The sequence below is a fragment of the Enterobacter sp. UNJFSC 003 genome (assembly GCF_036903355.1).
Classification (GTDB): Bacteria; Pseudomonadota; Gammaproteobacteria; order Enterobacterales; family Enterobacteriaceae; genus Enterobacter.
In genome coordinates this window covers 158,666-175,860 of the sequence record NZ_JBAKHK010000008.1, presented here as the reverse complement: position 1 = coordinate 175,860, position 17,195 = coordinate 158,666, and the positions used below count along the sequence as shown (strand labels likewise).

At 57.2% G+C, this 17,195-nt stretch carries 19 protein-coding genes; 6 read left to right on the top strand and 13 right to left on the bottom strand.

Annotation, left to right across the window (positions count from 1 at the left end; translation table 11 throughout):
• Nucleotides 1-2: 2 nt before the first annotated feature.
• On the top strand, nt 3-935 hold the full coding sequence (locus tag V5P19_RS17860) for a LysR family transcriptional regulator (RefSeq protein WP_334405663.1): 933 nt from the start codon (nt 3-5) through the stop codon (nt 933-935).
• Nucleotides 936-995: 60 nt separating this feature from the next.
• On the opposite strand, the gene mdcH is transcribed toward V5P19_RS17860, so the two are convergent.
• From mdcH to mdcA, 8 genes are all read right to left on the bottom strand, one after another.
• Nucleotides 996-1,892, bottom strand: coding sequence for a malonate decarboxylase subunit epsilon (mdcH, locus tag V5P19_RS17855; RefSeq protein ID WP_334405661.1), 897 nt, complete (start codon nt 1,890-1,892; stop codon nt 996-998).
• On the bottom strand, nt 1,892-2,509 hold the full coding sequence (locus V5P19_RS17850; protein WP_334405659.1) for a malonate decarboxylase holo-ACP synthase: 618 nt from the start codon (nt 2,507-2,509) through the stop codon (nt 1,892-1,894). The genes mdcH and V5P19_RS17850 overlap by 1 nt, the downstream gene beginning before the upstream one ends.
• 2 nt (nt 2,510-2,511) lie before the next feature.
• Entirely contained in the window at nt 2,512-3,471 is a 960-nt protein-coding gene (locus V5P19_RS17845; RefSeq protein ID WP_334405657.1) for an AEC family transporter, read from the bottom strand.
• Nucleotides 3,472-3,597: 126 nt separating this feature from the next.
• Entirely contained in the window at nt 3,598-4,398 is an 801-nt protein-coding gene (mdcE, locus tag V5P19_RS17840; protein ID WP_334405699.1) for a biotin-independent malonate decarboxylase subunit gamma, read from the bottom strand.
• Nucleotides 4,398-5,231 carry a biotin-independent malonate decarboxylase subunit beta gene (locus tag V5P19_RS17835; protein ID WP_334405655.1) on the bottom strand — a complete coding sequence of 278 codons (834 nt, stop codon included), beginning with the start codon at nt 5,229-5,231 and terminating at the stop codon, nt 4,398-4,400. Before V5P19_RS17835 ends, mdcE begins: the two co-directional genes overlap by 1 nt.
• Complete coding sequence (mdcC, locus tag V5P19_RS17830; RefSeq protein ID WP_334405653.1) at nt 5,224-5,523, bottom strand: malonate decarboxylase acyl carrier protein; 300 nt, start codon at nt 5,521-5,523, stop codon at nt 5,224-5,226. The genes V5P19_RS17835 and mdcC overlap by 8 nt, the downstream gene beginning before the upstream one ends.
• 9 nt (nt 5,524-5,532) lie before the next feature.
• Nucleotides 5,533-6,390: a triphosphoribosyl-dephospho-CoA synthase gene (locus tag V5P19_RS17825; RefSeq protein WP_334405651.1), complete on the bottom strand. Its 858-nt coding sequence runs from the start codon at nt 6,388-6,390 to the stop codon at nt 5,533-5,535.
• Nucleotides 6,390-8,045 (bottom strand): malonate decarboxylase subunit alpha, encoded by a 1,656-nt coding sequence (gene mdcA, locus V5P19_RS17820; RefSeq protein WP_334405649.1) that lies wholly within the window; start codon nt 8,043-8,045, stop codon nt 6,390-6,392. The genes V5P19_RS17825 and mdcA overlap by 1 nt, the downstream gene beginning before the upstream one ends.
• Nucleotides 8,046-8,273: 228 nt before the next feature.
• On the opposite strand from mdcA, the gene V5P19_RS17815 reads away from it, so the two are divergent.
• The 3 genes from V5P19_RS17815 to V5P19_RS17805 are packed head-to-tail and all read left to right on the top strand — an operon-like array spanning nt 8,274 to nt 10,411.
• Nucleotides 8,274-9,296 carry a hydrolase gene (locus V5P19_RS17815; RefSeq protein ID WP_334405647.1) on the top strand — a complete coding sequence of 341 codons (1,023 nt, stop codon included), beginning with the start codon at nt 8,274-8,276 and terminating at the stop codon, nt 9,294-9,296.
• Complete coding sequence (locus tag V5P19_RS17810) at nt 9,293-9,511, top strand: YheU family protein (RefSeq protein WP_334405645.1); 219 nt, start codon at nt 9,293-9,295, stop codon at nt 9,509-9,511. The genes V5P19_RS17815 and V5P19_RS17810 overlap by 4 nt, the downstream gene beginning before the upstream one ends.
• A gap of 30 nt (nt 9,512-9,541) precedes the next feature.
• Nucleotides 9,542-10,411, top strand: coding sequence for a phosphoribulokinase (locus tag V5P19_RS17805; RefSeq protein ID WP_334405643.1), 870 nt, complete (start codon nt 9,542-9,544; stop codon nt 10,409-10,411).
• A 65-nt stretch (nt 10,412-10,476) separates the two neighbouring features.
• Here the strand turns inward: V5P19_RS17805 and V5P19_RS17800 are convergent, their stop codons facing one another.
• The gene (locus V5P19_RS17800) at nt 10,477-10,881 is read right to left on the bottom strand and encodes an OsmC family protein (protein ID WP_119937652.1); all 405 of its coding nucleotides are present in this window, start codon (nt 10,879-10,881) and stop codon (nt 10,477-10,479) included.
• A 310-nt stretch (nt 10,882-11,191) separates the two neighbouring features.
• Between V5P19_RS17800 and crp the strand changes: the two genes are divergently transcribed.
• Both crp and V5P19_RS17790 read left to right on the top strand, forming a co-directional pair.
• The gene (crp, locus tag V5P19_RS17795; RefSeq protein WP_000242758.1) at nt 11,192-11,824 is read left to right on the top strand and encodes a cAMP-activated global transcriptional regulator CRP; all 633 of its coding nucleotides are present in this window, start codon (nt 11,192-11,194) and stop codon (nt 11,822-11,824) included.
• A gap of 57 nt (nt 11,825-11,881) precedes the next feature.
• Nucleotides 11,882-13,969: a YccS/YhfK family putative transporter gene (locus V5P19_RS17790; RefSeq protein WP_334405697.1), complete on the top strand. Its 2,088-nt coding sequence runs from the start codon at nt 11,882-11,884 to the stop codon at nt 13,967-13,969.
• On the opposite strand, the gene V5P19_RS17785 is transcribed toward V5P19_RS17790, so the two are convergent.
• From V5P19_RS17785 to ppiA, 4 genes are all read right to left on the bottom strand, one after another.
• Entirely contained in the window at nt 13,966-15,186 is a 1,221-nt protein-coding gene (locus tag V5P19_RS17785; RefSeq protein ID WP_334405640.1) for an aspartate aminotransferase family protein, read from the bottom strand. The two genes, V5P19_RS17790 and V5P19_RS17785, sit on opposite strands and share 4 nt — an antisense overlap.
• Nucleotides 15,187-15,272: 86 nt before the next feature.
• Nucleotides 15,273-15,836 (bottom strand): aminodeoxychorismate synthase component 2, encoded by a 564-nt coding sequence (gene pabA, locus V5P19_RS17780; RefSeq protein ID WP_334405638.1) that lies wholly within the window; start codon nt 15,834-15,836, stop codon nt 15,273-15,275.
• Between the two features lie 29 nt (nt 15,837-15,865).
• Entirely contained in the window at nt 15,866-16,450 is a 585-nt protein-coding gene (locus V5P19_RS17775) for a putative adenosine monophosphate-protein transferase Fic (RefSeq protein WP_334405636.1), read from the bottom strand.
• 107 nt (nt 16,451-16,557) lie between these two features.
• Nucleotides 16,558-17,130 (bottom strand): peptidylprolyl isomerase A, encoded by a 573-nt coding sequence (gene ppiA, locus V5P19_RS17770; protein ID WP_334405634.1) that lies wholly within the window; start codon nt 17,128-17,130, stop codon nt 16,558-16,560.
• Nucleotides 17,131-17,195: the final 65 nt, after the last annotated feature.

Genomic DNA, 17,195 nt, shown 5'->3' with positions numbered 1-17,195 from the left:
CTATGAGTTTCGATATCACGAGCGAGATTACATTCCGCAAGCTCAGCATCTTTATGACGTTTATGGAGAAAGGGAATATCGCGCGTACCGCCGAAACTCTGGGCCTGAGCGGCGTCAGCGTGCATCGTGCGCTACACACGCTGGAAGAGAACGTGCGCTGCCCGCTCTTTACCCACAAGGGGCGCAATCTGATTGCGCTGCCTTCCGCCTGGACGCTGCTGGAATATTGCCAGGAGGTAATGCAGGTGATGGAGCGCGGGCTGGAAGCGTCGCGCAAAATTGCCGGTATTGGCCAGGGGCGTCTGCGCGTTGGTACGCTTTACTCGCTCACCCTTGAAACCGTGCCACGCCTGATTATGGGCATGAAGCTACGCCGTCCGGATCTGGAAATGGATCTGACGATGGGCTCTAACGAAACGCTGCTGCATATGCTTGAGGACGGGTCGCTGGACGCGATCTTAATCTCGATCTCTGAAAGCGATATCGATCGCAACAGTCTTGAGGTTCTGCCGCTGTTTCATGACGACATCTTTCTTGCTGCACCGGCGTCCGCCACGCTGAATACCCGCGGGCCTGCGGATCTTCGTGATTACAAAGATCAGAAATTTGTCGCGCTTGCTGAAGGGTTTGCAACCTACGCCGGGTTCCAGGAAGCGTTTCATATCGCCGGGTTCGAACCGGATATTGTTACCCGGGTGAATGACATTTTCTCGATGCTGAGCCTGGTGCAGGCAGGCGTTGGATTTACGCTGATGCCGGGCAGAATGAAGAAGGTGTACGAGAATTCCGTGCAGCTGTTGAAGCTGGCGGAGCCGTACCAGATGCAGCAGCTGATCGCGATTGTCTTTGCCCGCAACCGCGAGCAGGACCCGAGCCTGCGCGCGCTGGCGGCCGAAGGCCGGATGTATGCGCGCAGCCTGCAGGAAAGTGCGTGATACAAAACAAGATAACCGAACCCGTAGGCCCGGTAAGCGCAGCGTCACCGGGCTAAAAACTCACGCGCGTAACCGCTTCGCCAGGTGCACCGCCACATCCATCCCACTGCGTTCCAGTGAAATCGTCTCACCTTCCCAGGCGGCCTGCCGCGTCAGGCAGGTCAGCACGCCGCCGGGTGGTATCTCAATCGCCAGCCGGGCTTCGCGTTCGTTAGCGGATATCACCGCCTCCTGCCAGCGCACCGTACGCGCCATATTCATTGCCAGATCGTCAGCGATTTTCTCCGGCTGCCAGAGCACGCGGCCGGTGCTGCCGCTCAGGTACGCACAGCGTGGACGAGCCAGCGTGACGGACTCAAACGCCGCAGCCAGCTTTTGTGCCGGTGCCGCCAGCAGTTCGCAGTGCGACGGCACGCTCACCGCCAGCCGTTTGGCCTTGCTCGCCCCTTTTGCCAGCGCGCGCGCCGCCACCTGTGCCATCCCGTCATCGCTTCCGGCAATCACGATCTGCGTTTCGGCATTCAGGTTAGCAATATACGTTTCGGTACCCTCGATAAGCTGCTCCACCTGCGGCAGAGTCAGCCCCATAATCGCCGTCAGGCCGTAACCGTGCGGGTAGGCCTGCTCCATCAAATCACCACGCAGAGCGACCAACGCCAGCGCGTCGGTAAATTCCAGCGCGCCTGCGATGACCGCAGCAGGGTACGCGCCAATCGACAAACCGCTCACAATGTCAGGCACTACGCCACGCCGTTCCAGATCGCGCGCCCAGGCTACGCCCGAAATCAACAGCGAAAGCTGAACCGCACGGGTGTGGGTTAATGAGGCGGCACTGTCCAGCATATCGACGTCGCTACCCAGCACCTCGCGCGCCTGAGCCAGCGTCGTTCCCGGCAGATTTTGCAGCATACCTTCGTGCTGCGTGCCCTGCCCCGGAAAGGTAAACAGTATTTTCATCACTCCTCCCTGTGCCACGGATCCGCCACCAGGCGGGGTCCACGGCGGGTTTTTAGCAGCGTTTTTCCATCGCGTAGCCACTCCGCCAGCGCGAAGCCCCCTTCGGGCGTATCGACCTGCGTATCCGCCCGGCACAGTGCGCGGTTCAACTGCGACTGCCATGCGGTAAAAGCATCAGGCGAAATCGGCTCAGGGGCGCGGATCAGCAGGTCAAGATCGCTGTCGGCATGTATCACCGGAATGCCGGTTGCCAGCGCATAGCCGGTGCTGCCGGTAATGCCCCACGTCCACGGACATGCCTGCTGAGCAAGCTGCAACGCCACCTGAACTGGCGGCTGAGTGACAAAAGGTGAGCGCAGCAGATCGGCCGTCACGCTTAAATCCTCAGGAGCAACAACGCGGAGCACGTTTTCGGGCTTCACCCACCCGGCCGCACGCTGGTCGCGACGCAGACCGCGCACGCCAACGGGAATACGGCCGTCGCTATCAACATCACGCCGCACCACTACCGGCAGGCCGGTATGCCAGACGGCATCCACCCAGGATTCGGCGATCCCTTCCAGCGCGTCACGCGCGGTAAGCCAGATAAGGTCGTGCGGGCGTAATGTTGTGGTCATGATTACATTCCTGAAGTCAGCGAGATAAACAGCGGCAGCGACAGGATACACAGTACGGAGCTTAACAGCAGCACAGCTTCAGCATCTGGCGACTGCACGCCAAAGCGGTTACCGAACACCACGCCGAAGAAGCCCGCAGAAAGCGCAATCATCAGGATGGCGGTAATGGCGACGGAACCGTGCAGACCGAAGATCAGCACGATACCCCAGGCAATCGCTGGCTGAATCAGCAGCTTGGCGATAGTCGACGTGATAACCATGGTGTTGATCTGCAGCTTACGGGCAGAAAGGATCACCCCAGTCAGGAACAGCGCCGCAGCGGTAGCGGACAGCCCCAGCGGCTTAATCGCCGCCAGCACCAGTTCCGGCATTTTGATACCGATAGCGGACAAAATCACACCCAGCAGGGGACCCATCACAATCGGTTTCTTGATTGAGCGCCACATCAGCACCGGCAGCATGGAGAGCGTTGAGCCGGAGCTATTGCCCTCTGCGCGCGCTTTTTCACGCTCCAGGATCAGCAGGCAGAACGGGGTCATCAGCACTGAGCCGCAGGCAATAGAGACCGCGACGGACAGTGACGTGGAAGAACTTTCGCCCAGCACGCTGCCCAGAATCGGCAGGCCAAGCGCCGCGTAGTTTGGCAACGCTACCGTCAGCGTCAGCACGGCGGCATCCTGTGGCGATTTTTTAAAGACTTGTGTTGCGAGGAAGTAGATGGCCGCATAGGTTATCCACATCGCCAGGGTCAGCACCAGGATCAGCGGTGACTGAGCCACAATGCCGGTCCACGGGGTTTGCACGGTGGCGCTAAACAGCGCGGCAGGCAGTGCAAAATCCATGACGAAAATATTGAGCAGGGAAACATTTTTGTTATCGACCATCTTTGCCTTACCGGCCCAGAATCCCAGCAGCATGATGACGAAAATCGGTGCAAGAGCATGAACAATTACGTAAGTCATAAATCACCTGTAGTAAAAAAAGTTTTAGCACTGGCGCGATGATTATTATTTTTCAGGATGCAGGCCCCCACGCGGGCACGACAAGGGCGCCCACGGGGTTATGCATCTGGCAGGTCTCTTTTTTACTTACCAGCTCGCGCGCATACGTTCGCGTACGAGAGCAGAGCTGCGGCGGTTGTCAGCACCCAGACGATTTTTCAACGTGGTGTCCTGACGAGCGTCACTGATGGCCTGTTGCAGGGTTGTTTTCACCTGCGCCAGATCGTTATCGGACGGAGCATCCGGGTTGCTGATGTCCAGCAGGTTGGAGAGCAGCCCCAGCGTTGCGTAGTTGCTGATGTCATACGCCATTGGCGGGATCGTCGCCGCCAGTTTTTCCAGCGCCTCGACGGTGCGCAGCGTAATACGCGCGGCGGACTCTTTACCCATGGCGTGGATCAGCACGCCTTTGTCGTTAAAGGCAATCAGGCGGTTAGCCTGGTAGCCGTGTGCCAGAAACGCACCGGACATCGCCTTACCGACAATCAGCCCAATCACCGGATGTCCGGCCAGACGCGCGTTAGCATAGGCTGCCGCCGCACCGGCCAGCGCCTGATGAATACCAAATCCTTCTTCACGGCGGCCGTAGGCCTGGCTTGGGACGTCAATCACCGCCACAATCGGGCGCTTAACGGCTTTATCGGCATCCGCTGCTACGGTTTCACTGACGACTTTCGCCAGCGTCCAGCCTTCCAGCAGACCGACTTCACCTTTCGCCGCGCGTGGGAAGTGGTTATTGGCGTCTGGCACTACCGCAACAAAGCGCACCGCTTCGCCGTTAAGTTCACCGTCTGCCGCCTGTACGGACGGGCATAACCCTTCCACACGTTTTGCATTCGGGGCGAGGATATCCAGCCAGAGTTCGCCACGACTAATTGAGTGAGTCATCATTTCACCTCCCGGGCAAAAAGCGCGTTAATTTGTTCGGCATCGGCCTGTTTGCGGGTGTCGAAATTCGTTAGACGCTGCAGGTAATCGTCATAGTTATCGGTGCGATGTTTCGCCGGAACGCCTTTGGCAATCGCGTCGTTCATCGCCTGTTTCACCGCGTTGATACCGTCACCGACCAGCGCATCCACCAGCCCGCTTTGATAGCGCACTTCGCCGCCGGTCATGCTCCAGATAAACGGACGGTCGCGAGAGTCGTACTCTTCAATGCCCGCTTCCTGCTCGATAACCTGCGGACCGTTCAGGCCGAGACGCGCTTCGCGGGTCACAATCAGGTAACTGCACAGCGCGGCGGCGATGGACATACCGCCGAAGCAGCCCACGGTTCCGGCCACAATCCCGACAACCGGCGTGTAGCGACGCAGGTCAACAATTGCAGCGTGGATATCGGCAATCGCGGCCAGCCCGAGGTTCGCCTCCTGCAGACGCACGCCGCCGGTTTCGAGGCACAACACAGCCTGAGTCGGAATGCCGTTGCGGTTATCTTCTGCTGCCAGCTCTAGCGCTGCTGCCATTTTGGCGCCGGACACTTCGCCCATGCTGCCGCCCTGAAACGCACCTTCAATCGCAACGACAACGGCTGGCTGGCCGTTGATCGTGCCTTTCGCCACCACCATGCCGTCGTCCGCCTGCGGCACAATACCTTGCGGCCCAAGCCACGGAGAGATAATGCCTTCAAACGGATCCAGCAGTTCGCGGTAGCTGCCCTCGTCGAGCAGGGCCTGCGCACGCTGGCGCGCTTTTAATTCGATAAAGCTGCTGTCATCACGCATGGCTCACCCCCTCAAAAACCTGTTCGATACGAATACGGGCCACGCCCGGCGTCGCGCCGAAATCATGAATAGTCAGCTTTCCTGCCGGCAGGCTGCTGACGGTTTGCAGGCGGCTAAAGAGCGCCTCCCAGCGACCACGGCTGTTGTCGACTGAGGTGGTGATATCAATGGTTAACGTCTGGCCCGGTTCGGCGGTGAAGAGCACCTCCATATCCCCGGAGCCGACTACCCCTGCCAGTGCCCTGCCGCTTAACGCGCGGCTGGCTGGCACGGTCAATGTAATTTTTTCCATAACATCCTCTTAATGCTTTGAATAAGGCGTTTCGACGCGATCGAGAAACAGCGTGGCGGCAAGCAGGTCGGCAGCACCGCCCGGGGAGGCATTAAGTGCCAGCATCTGACGATCCAACATCGTCAGCGCCAGCTGGCCCGCGGCTGTCGCACAGCCACCGGCGTTCAGCACCGCACGTGCGCCGTCCTGCATCACGTCCAGCCCCTCCATCCCGGCGCGCGACAGCACGCAGGTATCGGTGAGCGAGGTCATAATGGCCATCAGCGCGTCGAGCCTGGCCTGAGCTTCAGTGCTGCCGTTCAGGCGGCTCAGGCGAAGCTGCGGCAGCGCGCGCTGCATCACGTGCGGAAACGCCTGCTGAGCCTCTTCACGGGCGCCCGGCACGCGATAACGGTGCGTAGCGCGCAGGCCTTTGCTGAACACCTTCGGCGCCGCATCGTCTGGCAGTCTTGCCAGCTGCGCGGCGGTGCTGGCAACGTCGTGCGCACGGGCATCTCCGCCCAGCATCGCCACCGCGCTAACCAGCAAACCCAGCGCCCAAATCGCGCCGCGATGGGTATTTACGCCACCGGTTGCGGCCATCATTTGCTGCTCGCCTTCGCGGCCGAGCCGCCCTACGGTTTGCCGAAGCGCAATGTCTGCCGGGCGCCGCCAGCTTTGCTGCGCCAGCGCCTGAAACGTGGAGGTCAGGCTGTGGGCGGAGCACTCCATCAGCGCAAGTGAAAGATCGTGGTGCGCGCCGTTCCCCCGACTGTCCACCAGACCGGGTTTCGGGCTTAAACGTGCTTCGTCAATCAGACACTGCGTGGCGGTTCGCGCCAGCCATTCGGCACCGCCTTCAACCTGAATCTGGGGCAGAAGTTTCATTACCAGCTCCGGAATTTCGCAGGTGGGTTATAGAGTCCGCCGGACCATTCCACCAGGTCAGACACGCTGCCAGCCGCCAACAGAGAGCGGGTGGCATCAGTACGGCGAATGCCCATGTCTTCCGGGTAAAGCACTTTGCCGCTCTGACGCAGTTCGGCCACGCGTTTGGCATCTACGCCCAGACCGATATCGGTGATCCCTGCGACGGCCGCGACCATGGCGCGACGTTCTTCCAGATCTTTCGCCCGGTAGAGGTAGGCAATCCCCTCTTCCGTCAAGACGTGCGTTACGTCATCGCCGTAGATCATCACTGGCGCCAGCGGCATACCGGAGGCTTTCGCCACGTCAACGGCATCGAGTTTCTCCACGAAGGTTGGCTTCACGCCCGCCTGGAAGGTTTCCACCATCTGCACGACGAGTTTTTTACCGCGCTGCATCGGGTCAGGCTCGGTGATCATGTTCAGCCAGGCCGGGGTAGCGTGACGACGACCATGCGGGTCATGGCCCATGTTTGGCGCACCGCCGAAGCCGGAAAGACGACCGCGCGTCACCGTTGAGGAGTTGGCGAAACCATCAACCTGCAGGGTTGAGCCGATGAACATATCCACCGCGTACTGGCCTGCCAGCTGGCAGAAGGCGCGGTTGGAGCGCATAGAGCCGTCGGCACCGGTAAAGAACACGTCAGGACGGGCACGGATGTACTCTTCCATCCCCAGCTCGCCGCCGAAGCAGTGCACGCTCTCGACCCAGCCGCTTTCAATGGCCGGAATCAGCGTCGGATGCGGGTTCAGCGTCCAGTGCTTACAGATTTTGCCCTTCAGGCCGAGCTGTTCACCGTAGGTAGGCAGCAGCAGCTCAATTGCCGCGGTGTTAAAGCCGATCCCATGGTTCAGGGACTGCACCTGGTGTTCAGCGTAAATGCCCTTGATGGCCATCATCGCCATCAGGATATGTTCCTGTTTAATCAGGCGCGGGTCGCGGGTAAACAGCGGTTCGATAAAGAACGGTTTGTCCGCCACCACCACGTAGTCAATCCAGGAGCCCGGAATATCGACGCGCGGCAGATCGCACTCGTCGTCCACCAGCTCGTTCACCTGCGCGATAACGATCCCGTCGTGGAATGCGGCAGCCTCGACCAGCGCCGGGGTATCTTCAGTACTGGCTCCGGTATAAAGGTTCCCTTTGCGGTCCGCTTTAAAACCGGCGATCAGCGCCACGTTTGGGGAAAGGTCGACATACAGACGCGAATAAAGCTCAATGTAGGTATGAATGGCACCAATTTCGAGCTGACCATCTTCCAGCAGCTGCGAGATACGCAGGCTCTGCGTCCCGGAGAAGGAGAAGTCCAGCTTGCGGGCAATGCCTTTCTCAAAGATATCCAGATGTTCGCTGCAGCCCACGCTTGGCATGATCATATGCAGGTCGTGCACGATTTGCGGGTTCACTTCAGCGAGGGAGCGGGAAAGGAAATCTGCCTGCTTCTGGTTGTTGCCTTCCAGAACGACTTTGTCGCCTGGTGCGATCAGTTTCTCCAGCATGGCGACAAGGTCGCCGGTTGGCAGTACCTTGCCCTGCACCGGTACGGACGCCAGGCGACGCGCTTTCTCGGTGCGTCGCGTGTTCCATTGCCGGGTGGGTGTTTGCCCAGATAACATTATTAACCTCCTGATTCAGCTAATCATTTTGATTTGCTTAACGTTGAGTAAAGTGTGCGCTCTGGTGAGAAAGGCATCAATTAAGCGTAGAGCGTAATCATTAGCCTGAGAGTAATAATCAAGGTAAAGATTTGTGATCGGGATCAGTTCATGTTTCGGAAAACCAGGCTAAACGGGGTACAATTCGGAAAGTATCGTTAATAACAGGCAATAATTAGCATCACCGTTATGACCCAAATCATTCCATCAGACTTCAACATTGCAGGCGAAGAGAGCGCAGAGTTTGTGCCCATGCGCGGCGTGGCCAATTGCCACCTGCAGACCATGCTGCCGCGCCTGATCCGCCGCAAAGTGCAGTTCACTCCGCACTGGCAACGGCTGGATTTGCCGGACGGTGACTTTTTGGATCTCGCCTGGAGCGAAGCGCCGGAGCAGGCCAAACATAAACCCCGTCTGGTGGTCTTTCACGGGCTGGAAGGCAGTCTGCGCAGCCCGTACGCCCATGGTTTAATCCAGGCGGCCAAAGCGCGCGGCTGGCTCGGCGTGGTGATGCACTTTCGCGGCTGCAGCGGCGAACCAAACCGCCAGAAGCGCATCTATCACTCTGGTGAAACCGAAGACGGCACCTGGTTTTTACACTGGTTGAGAGAAAACTTTGGCACGGTGCCGACGGCGGCCGTGGGCTATTCGCTGGGCGGTAATATGCTGGCCTGCCTGCTGGCGAAAGAGGGCAATACGGTACCGCTAGAGGCGGCGGTTATTGTCTCAGCCCCCTTCATGCTGGAGCAGTGCAGCTATCATATGGAAAAAGGGTTTTCCCGTGTGTATCAGCGTTATCTGCTTAACCTGCTGAAAGCCAACGCGGCGCGTAAGCTCAAGGCCTACCCTGACACTCTGCCGGTAAGCCTGCGACAGCTGAAAAAAGTGCGCCGAATTCGCGAGTTCGACGACCTGATCACGGCTAAAATTCACGGGTTTGCCGATGCGATTGATTACTATCGCCAGTGCAGCGCGATGCCGCTGCTCAGCAAAATCACCCAACCGACGCTCATCATTCATGCCAAAGATGACCCGTTTATGGATCATCATTCCATCCCCGCCCAGGAATTTTTGCCTGCCAACGTCCACTACCAGCTGACCGAGCATGGCGGCCACGTAGGATTTGTCGGCGGTACGTTGCGTCGGCCAACAATGTGGCTGGAGACGCGTATTCCTGACTGGTTAACCGCTTATCTGGACGGTGCTCAATGATTATTCCCTGGCAAGATCTCGCTCCCGAAACGCTCGATAGCCTGATTGAAAGCTTTGTATTACGTGAAGGCACCGATTATGGTGAACATGAACGTTCTCTTGAACAAAAGGTCAGCGATGTAAAACGCCAGCTTAAAAGCGGCGACGTGATATTGGTATGGTCTGAACTCCACGAGACAGTCAACATCATGCCCCGCAGCGCGTTTCACGGCTGATCGTTAAACCTTTCCAGTCAGGGAGTTGCTATGTCTGCCAGACATCCGGTTATTGCCGTTACGGGCTCAAGCGGTGCGGGAACCACCACCACCAGCCTCGCCTTTCGCAAGATTTTCGCCCAGCTGAATCTCCGGGCGGCAGAGGTTGAGGGCGACAGCTTTCATCGCTACACGCGCCCTGAAATGGACATGGCCATCCGTAAGGCACGCGATCTGGGTAAACACATCAGCTACTTTGGCCCGGAAGCCAATGACTTCGGCCTGCTGGAACAAACGTTTCGTGAATACGGCCAGAGCGGCAAGGGTCAATCCCGCAAGTATTTGCACACTTACGATGAAGCCGTGCCCTGGAACCAGGTACCCGGCACCTTTACGCCCTGGCAGCCGCTGCCGGAACCCACCGACGTGCTGTTTTACGAAGGGCTGCACGGCGGCGTGGTGACCCCTCAGCACGACGTGGCGCAATATGTGGATCTGCTGGTGGGCGTGGTGCCGATTGTTAACCTTGAGTGGATCCAGAAGCTGACCCGTGACATCAGCGAACGCGGTCACTCGCGCGAGGCGGTGATGGATTCGGTCGTCCGCTCAATGGAAGACTACATTAACTTCCTGACGCCGCAGTTCTCCCGCACCCATATCAACTTCCAGCGCGTCCCCACGGTGGACACCTCCAACCCGTTCGCCGCCAAAACGATACCCTCTCTGGATGAGAGCTTTGTGGTGATTCATTTCCGCAATCTCGAAGGGATCGATTACCCGTGGCTGCTGGCGATGCTGCAGGGCTCGTTTATTTCGCACATGAATACGTTGGTGGTGCCGGGCGGAAAAATGGTGCTGGCGATGGAATTAATCATGACGCCGCTGGTACAGCGGTTGATGGAAGGTAAGCAGATCGCGTGATCCTATTCCCTCTCCCACACGGAGAGGGTTAGGGTGGGGGCATCAGAACGCACGATGCCCCTTCATTAGGCCTCGATCACTTCATACGAATGCGTAATGTTCACCGCTTTCTCCAGCATTAACGCCACCGAACAGTACTTCTCCGCGGACAGATCGACCGCGCGTGATACCGCCGCATCCTTCAGTTCTTTACCGGTAACGATAAAGTGCAGGTTAATGTGGGTGAACAGGCGTGGCGCCTCTTCGCGACGTTCTGACGTGAGCTTAACTTCGCAATCGGTCACATCATGACGACCTTTTTGCAGGATCGAAACGACGTCGATCGCGCTGCATCCCCCCGCCGCCATCAGCACCATTTCCATAGGGCTTGGCGCTTTGTCACCGGAGTTACCATCCATCAAAATCTGGTGTCCTGAAGCGGACTCGCCCAGGAACGTTAAACCTTCAACCCATTTCACACGCGCTTGCATATACATAACTCCGACGTTGCATTTTTGGTGACAGATTACGCGTGCGTTACAATTCTCGCAACGGAAGGCGACCTGCATCATGCTGAAGCGAGACACCAGGAGACACGCGGCAAAAGCTATGCTAAAACACTCTGGATGCTACAGTAATACATTGACGTTACACATGTATGCAGAGGACATCAAACTTTACTGGCTGCGAAACGTTACGACAGCCGACTTCCCAGGGTATGGGTAAGAATTCGATTGCAACCCCAGAGTCCGGATGCATCTTATGGCTCTGGTGACAGCTTATAACAGAGGATAACCGCGCATGGTGCTTGGCAAACCGCAAACAGACCCGACTCTCGAATGGTTCTTGTCTCATTGCCACATTCATAAGTACCCATCGAAGAGCACGCTGATTCACCAGGGTGAAAAAGCGGAAACGTTGTATTACATCGTTAAAGGCTCGGTGGCAGTGCTGATCAAAGATGAAGAAGGGAAAGAGATGATCCTTTCTTATCTGAACCAGGGCGACTTCATCGGTGAACTGGGCCTGTTTGAAGAGGGCCAGGAACGTAGCGCCTGGGTTCGTGCAAAAACTGCATGTGAAGTCGCTGAAATTTCTTATAAGAAATTCCGTCAGCTGATTCAGGTTAACCCTGACATCCTGATGCGTCTTTCTTCGCAGATGGCACGCCGTCTGCAGGTCACGTCAGAGAAAGTGGGTAACCTTGCCTTCCTGGACGTTACCGGTCGCATCGCGCAGACACTGTTAAACCTGGCGAAACAGCCAGACGCCATGACCCACCCGGACGGCATGCAAATTAAAATTACCCGTCAGGAAATCGGTCAGATCGTCGGTTGCTCCCGTGAAACAGTGGGTCGTATCCTGAAAATGCTGGAAGACCAGAACCTGATCTCTGCCCACGGTAAAACTATCGTGGTCTACGGGACCCGTTAATTCCGGTAAAACGGCGTGTCATCGCAAGGTGACACGCCGTTTTTGTCTCTATTCCCCATGTGGCGCAGGCTGATTTATCACCCGGAAGTTAACTACGCACTGCGACAAACGCTGGTGTTGTGCCTTCCTGTGGCCGTAGGTCTGCTCCTCGGACACCTGCAACAGGGTCTGCTGTTTTCCCTCGTGCCCGCCTGCTGCAACATCGCCGGTCTGGACACGCCGCATAAGCGCTTTTTCAAACGCCTGATTATTGGTGGCAGCCTGTTTGCAGGATGTAGCCTCGCCGTGCAGCTGTTGCTTGCCCGGGACATTCCTCTCCCTCTGATATTAACCGTGCTGGCGATGACCCTCGGCGTGACTGCCGAAATCAGCTCGCTGCATGCCCGCCTGCTTCCCGCCTCGCTCATTGCCGCCATCTTCACGCTGAGCCTTGCTGGGAATATGCCGGTATGGGAACCGCTGCTGATCTACGCCCTTGGCACGCTGTGGTACGGGCTGTTTAACTGGTTCTGGTTCTGGATGTGGCGGGAGCAGCCGCTGCGCGAATCCCTGAGCCTGCTCTACGTGCAGCTTGCGGACTATTGCGACGCTAAATATACCCTGCTCACCCAGCATACCGACCCGGAAAAATCGCTACCGCCGCTGCTCGCGCGTCAGCAAAAAGTGGTCGATCTGATCAGCCAGTGCTATCAGCAGCTGCACATGCTCGCCGCCAACCGGAATCATGATTACAAACGGCTACTGCGCACCTTCCAGGTGGGTCTGGATCTGCAGGAGCATATCTCCGTTAGCCTGCATCATCCGCAGGAGGTGCAAAAGCTGGTCGAGCAAAGCCACGCCGAAGCGGTGATCCGCTGGAATGCGCAAACCGTGTCGGCGCGCCTGCGCGTGCTGGCGGATGACATTCTCTATCATCGCTACCCCACGCGCTTTAACATGGAAAAACAGCTCGGTGCGCTGGAAAAAATTGCGCGCCAGCACGCGGAAAATCCGGTCGGCCAGTTTGCCGCCTGGCACTTTAGCCGCATCGCGCGCGTCTTGCGAACGCAGCGTCCGCTCTATCCCCGCGACCTGATGGCCGACAAACAAAAACGCCTGCCGCTTCTGCCTGCGCTGAAAAGTTACCTCTCCCTGAAATCTGCCGCGCTGCGCAACGCCGCGCGGATTAGCGTGATGCTCAGTATCGCCAGCCTGATGGGGATGGCCCTGCATCTGCCGAAGCCCTACTGGATATTAATGACCGTGCTGTTTGTCACACAAAACGGCTACGGTGCCACGCGGGTTCGTATTCTGCATCGGGCGGGCGGGACGTTGGCCGGGCTAATTATTGCGGGTGTGACGCTGCACTTCCACGTCCCGGACGGCTATACGCTGGCGGGTATGCTGGTAATTACGGTAGTGAGCTACCTGATTATTCGCAAAAATTACGGCTGGGCGATGGTGGGCTTTACCGTGACGGCGGTATACACCTTGCAGTTGCTCACGCTCAATGGCGAACAGTTTATTGTCGCCCGACTGGTCGATACGCTAATTGGCTGTCTGATTGCCTTCGGCGGCATGGTCTGGCTGTGGCCGCAGTGGCAGAGTGGGCTGTTAAGGCAGAACGCCCACGATGCGCTGGAAGCGGACCAGCAGGCCATACGCCTGATCCTGAGCGACGATCCGCAGCCCTCGCCGCTGGCGTATCAGCGGATGAAGGTCAACCAGGCGCATAACGCCCTGTTTAACTCGCTGAACCAGGCGATGCAGGAACCCGGGTTTAACGCGCACTATCTGGCAGATATGAAGCTTTGGGTTACCCACAGTCAGTTTATCGTCGAGCATATCAACGCCATGACCACGCTGGCGCGCGAGCACACCATGCTGACGCCGGATCTGGCGCAGCGCTATTTGCAGTCGTGTGAAATTGCCCTGCAGCGGTGTCAACAGCGTCTGGAGTATGACGCTCCGGGCGAGGCGGGAGATTCGAACATTCTGGAAGCGCCTGAAACGCTGACCCACGGCCCCATGAGCACTCTGGAGCAGCATTTGCAGCGCATATTGGGGCATCTGAACACCATGCACACCATTTCATCAGTGGCATGGCGTCAGCGTCCGCATCACGGGATTTGGTTAACCCGTCGGCTGAAGCGAACCGAGTATTAGCCTTTCACGATCTTCGCGACCGCCGCTGCAAAACGAGCTAACCCGTCTTTGATATCTTTCTCTTCCACCACCAGCGATGGCGCAAAACGCATCACGTCCGGCCCGGCATTAAGCACCATCACCCCTTCGTGAGCCGCTGCATGCAGGAAATCGCGCGCGCGGCCTTTGTACTGCGGCTTCAGCTCAGCACCTATCAACAGTCCCATGCCGCGGATCTCGCTGAACACGTCGAACTGGTCATCTATCTGCTGCAAATGCTTCACGAACAGCTCGCGCTTCGCGTTCACACCGTTCAGCACTTCCGGCGTATTGATGATGTCGAATGCCGCACCGGCAATGGCGCAGGCCAACGGGTTACCGCCATAGGTAGAACCATGCGACCCCACGTGGAACGCCGAAGCGATGTCCTGAGTGGTCAGCACCGCACTTACCGGGAAGCCGCCGCCAAGCGCTTTGGCGCTGGTCAGAATATCCGGCGTCACGCCGTAGTGCATGTAAGCGAAGAGATCGCCGGTACGCCCCATCCCGCTCTGAACTTCATCAAACACCAGCAGCGCCTGATGCTCATCGCACAGCTCGCGCAGCCCTTTCAGGAACGCCGGGGTTGCCGCCGTTACGCCACCTTCCCCCTGAATCGGCTCGACCACCACCGCGCAGGTATGATCGTCCATCACCGCTTTCACCGCATGCAGATCGTTAAACGGTACGTGGATGATATCGGCAGGTTTTGGGCCAAAACCGTCGGAATACTTCGGCTGACCGCCAACGGAGACGGTAAACAGGGAACGACCGTGGAAGGCGTTATGGAAGGCGATAATTTTGGTTTTGTACGGGCTATGGCGCGTGGAGGCATAATAGCGCGCAAGCTTGAAGGCGGTTTCGTTGGCTTCGGTGCCCGAGTTCATAAACAGCACGCGCTCAGCGAAGGTCGCCTCGATGATCTTGCGGCCAAGACGCAGCGCCGGTTCGTTGGTGAACACGTTGCTGGTGTGCCACAGGGTTTCGCCCTGGGTTTTCAGCGCCTCCACCAGCGCAGGATGACAATGGCCCAGCGCCGTCACCGCAATCCCGCCCGCGAAATCAACATACTCTTTACCCTGCTGATCCCAGACTCGGCTGCCTTTCCCTTTTACCGGGATAAACTCAGCTGGCGCATAAATCGGCAGAATCACTTCATCGAAAGTCGCGCGGGTAATTGCAGGTTGTTCAGTTGCCATGTCATGCCCATCCATTTTATGTCACATCGATTGTGAAAATATAATCACAAAATATGCATAAAAAATCACAACAAGGCAATAGATATTCAGCGATTAAGGAAATTCGCCAGCAGCTGATGGCCCTGTTCGCTAAGGATGCTCTCCGGGTGGAACTGCACCCCTTCAAGATCCCATTCATGGTGCAGAATCCCCATGATCTCACGGGTATCGCTCCAGGCCGTCACCTCAAAGCATGCGGGCAACGTTGGCGGGTCAATCACCAGAGAATGGTAGCGCGTCACGGTTAACGGATTATTCAAACCTGCGAACACGCCCGTTCCGGCGTGCGTAATGGGGGAGGTTTTGCCGTGCATCACTTTTGCAGCCCGCACGATAGTCGCCCCAAAGGCTTGAGCAATAGCCTGATGGCCAAGGCAAACGCCGAGAATCGGCAGCGTACCGGCATACTCGCGGATAACATCCAGCGAAACGCCGGATTCGGAGGGCGTACACGGCCCCGGCGAGATAACAATTTTCTGCGGGGCCAGCGTTTCAATCGCGGCCAGGCTGATGTCGTCATTACGGCGAACAATAACCTCAGCGCCCAGCTCGCAAAAGTATTGGTAAAGGTTCCAGGTGAAGGAATCGTAGTTATCAATCAGCAGGATCATGGCGGCTCCAGAACAAAGGCCGCCCTATTCTACTCAGTTTCTCGCGCGTCGCTCACTACTTTGGCAAAGATAGCGGACAAGTCGGTCAAATCGCCCGTTGCACCGCTTCGGTTAGCTGCCACCCACAGTTCGGGATCGATATCGCGCCAGTCCAGCGCATAACCCGCGTGGATCGCCAACTGCTCAAAGAAAACGCGTTGGGCAATACCGTTGCCGCGCATAAAAGGATGCAGCATATTGATTTCGCAGTAATAGTGGCTAACTCTGTCAATAAACGCCTCTTTCTGAAGGCCTGCCAGATACCTGTCACTTTCCAGCGCCGCCATCAGCTCATTACCCATCTTCTCGATGTATTCAAAATGGCAGAAGGGAATATCACCTTTAAAAATATCGTCGGTACGGAACTCGCCTGCCTGCTTCATCTCTCTGCGGTACAAATGGCGATGAATAAGGCACAGATGGGGTAAGCCGGGCGCGGGTGGCCCAAGTTCCAACGTCTCAATATTGGGTTCTGAGGGACCATTACCTTTTTCAAGGAGACAACTGGCCTGAAGATTGACGTTACGCTGCTGCTCCCAGAGACGGGATTTTTGCTTGTCGGTGAGTTTTTTCACTTAACGCCTCCCTGAATGTATCCGTTTGCCACAAGTATAAGCAGCAAAACGCGCTTTCGCAGGGAGGGTTAACTAACACGGGCGAGAATTGCCCGTGTATAAGAAGATTACGGCAGCACTTTCGCGGAGAGGATAACCACCGGTTTTGACGGCACATTCTGGTACGGGCCGACGTCATGGGTTGGTACCTGAGAAATCTTGTCAGCCACGTCCATTCCTTTCACAATTTTACCGAAAACGGCATAACCGAAATCACGCTGGCCATGATCCAGGAAGGCGTTGTCCGCCACGTTGAGGAAGAACTGGCTGGTTGCGCTGTCTTTATCTGCGGTGCGCGCCATAGAGATGGTACCGCGCTTGTTCAGCAGGCCGTTGTCCGCTTCGTTTTTGATCGGTGGGTTAGGCTGTTTCTGCTGCATCTGTTCGTTAAAACCGCCGCCCTGCACCATGAAGCCCGGGATCACGCGGTGGAACGTGGTGTTGTTGTAAAAGCCACTGTTCACGTAGTCGAGGAAGTTTTTCACCGATACAGGAGCTTTCTGGCTATTCAGTTCCAGCTCAATATTCCCGGCGGAGGTGGTCAGCAGGACGTGAGGGTCACCCTTAGCTGCCAGCGCAGCAGGGGAAATGGCAGAAAGAGCAAACACAGCTGCGACAGCCGCCAGTGTTGATTTGAGCATGAGAATTCCTTAACAAAGCGCAGTATAAAAAGCGAATGGCTTGATTCTAAAGAGCAGTATGAACG

Excerpts from the sequence above, each read along its gene's own strand:
- ppiA (WP_334405634.1), bottom strand. The coding sequence starts at position 17,130 with ATGCTCAAATCAACACTGGCGGCTGTCGCAGCTGTGTTTGCTCTTTCT.
- pabA (WP_334405638.1), bottom strand. The coding sequence starts at position 15,836 with ATGATCCTGCTGATTGATAACTACGATTCCTTCACCTGGAACCTTTAC.
- V5P19_RS17790 (WP_334405697.1), top strand. The coding sequence starts at position 11,882 with ATGTGGCGCAGGCTGATTTATCACCCGGAAGTTAACTACGCACTGCGA.
- crp (WP_000242758.1), top strand. The coding sequence starts at position 11,192 with ATGGTGCTTGGCAAACCGCAAACAGACCCGACTCTCGAATGGTTCTTG.
- V5P19_RS17800 (WP_119937652.1), bottom strand. The coding sequence starts at position 10,881 with ATGCAAGCGCGTGTGAAATGGGTTGAAGGTTTAACGTTCCTGGGCGAG.
- V5P19_RS17825 (WP_334405651.1), bottom strand. The coding sequence starts at position 6,390 with ATGAAACTTCTGCCCCAGATTCAGGTTGAAGGCGGTGCCGAATGGCTG.
- mdcC (WP_334405653.1), bottom strand. The coding sequence starts at position 5,523 with ATGGAAAAAATTACATTGACCGTGCCAGCCAGCCGCGCGTTAAGCGGC.
- V5P19_RS17835 (WP_334405655.1), bottom strand. The coding sequence starts at position 5,231 with ATGCGTGATGACAGCAGCTTTATCGAATTAAAAGCGCGCCAGCGTGCG.
- V5P19_RS17805 (WP_334405643.1), top strand. The coding sequence starts at position 9,542 with ATGTCTGCCAGACATCCGGTTATTGCCGTTACGGGCTCAAGCGGTGCG.
- V5P19_RS17815 (WP_334405647.1), top strand. The coding sequence starts at position 8,274 with ATGACCCAAATCATTCCATCAGACTTCAACATTGCAGGCGAAGAGAGC.
- mdcH (WP_334405661.1), bottom strand. The coding sequence starts at position 1,892 with ATGAAAATACTGTTTACCTTTCCGGGGCAGGGCACGCAGCACGAAGGT.
- V5P19_RS17850 (WP_334405659.1), bottom strand. The coding sequence starts at position 2,509 with ATGACCACAACATTACGCCCGCACGACCTTATCTGGCTTACCGCGCGT.
- V5P19_RS17810 (WP_334405645.1), top strand. The coding sequence starts at position 9,293 with ATGATTATTCCCTGGCAAGATCTCGCTCCCGAAACGCTCGATAGCCTG.
- V5P19_RS17860 (WP_334405663.1), top strand. The coding sequence starts at position 3 with ATGAGTTTCGATATCACGAGCGAGATTACATTCCGCAAGCTCAGCATC.
- V5P19_RS17785 (WP_334405640.1), bottom strand. The coding sequence starts at position 15,186 with ATGGCAACTGAACAACCTGCAATTACCCGCGCGACTTTCGATGAAGTG.
- V5P19_RS17845 (WP_334405657.1), bottom strand. The coding sequence starts at position 3,471 with ATGACTTACGTAATTGTTCATGCTCTTGCACCGATTTTCGTCATCATG.
- mdcA (WP_334405649.1), bottom strand. The coding sequence starts at position 8,045 with ATGTTATCTGGGCAAACACCCACCCGGCAATGGAACACGCGACGCACC.
- mdcE (WP_334405699.1), bottom strand. The coding sequence starts at position 4,398 with ATGACTCACTCAATTAGTCGTGGCGAACTCTGGCTGGATATCCTCGCC.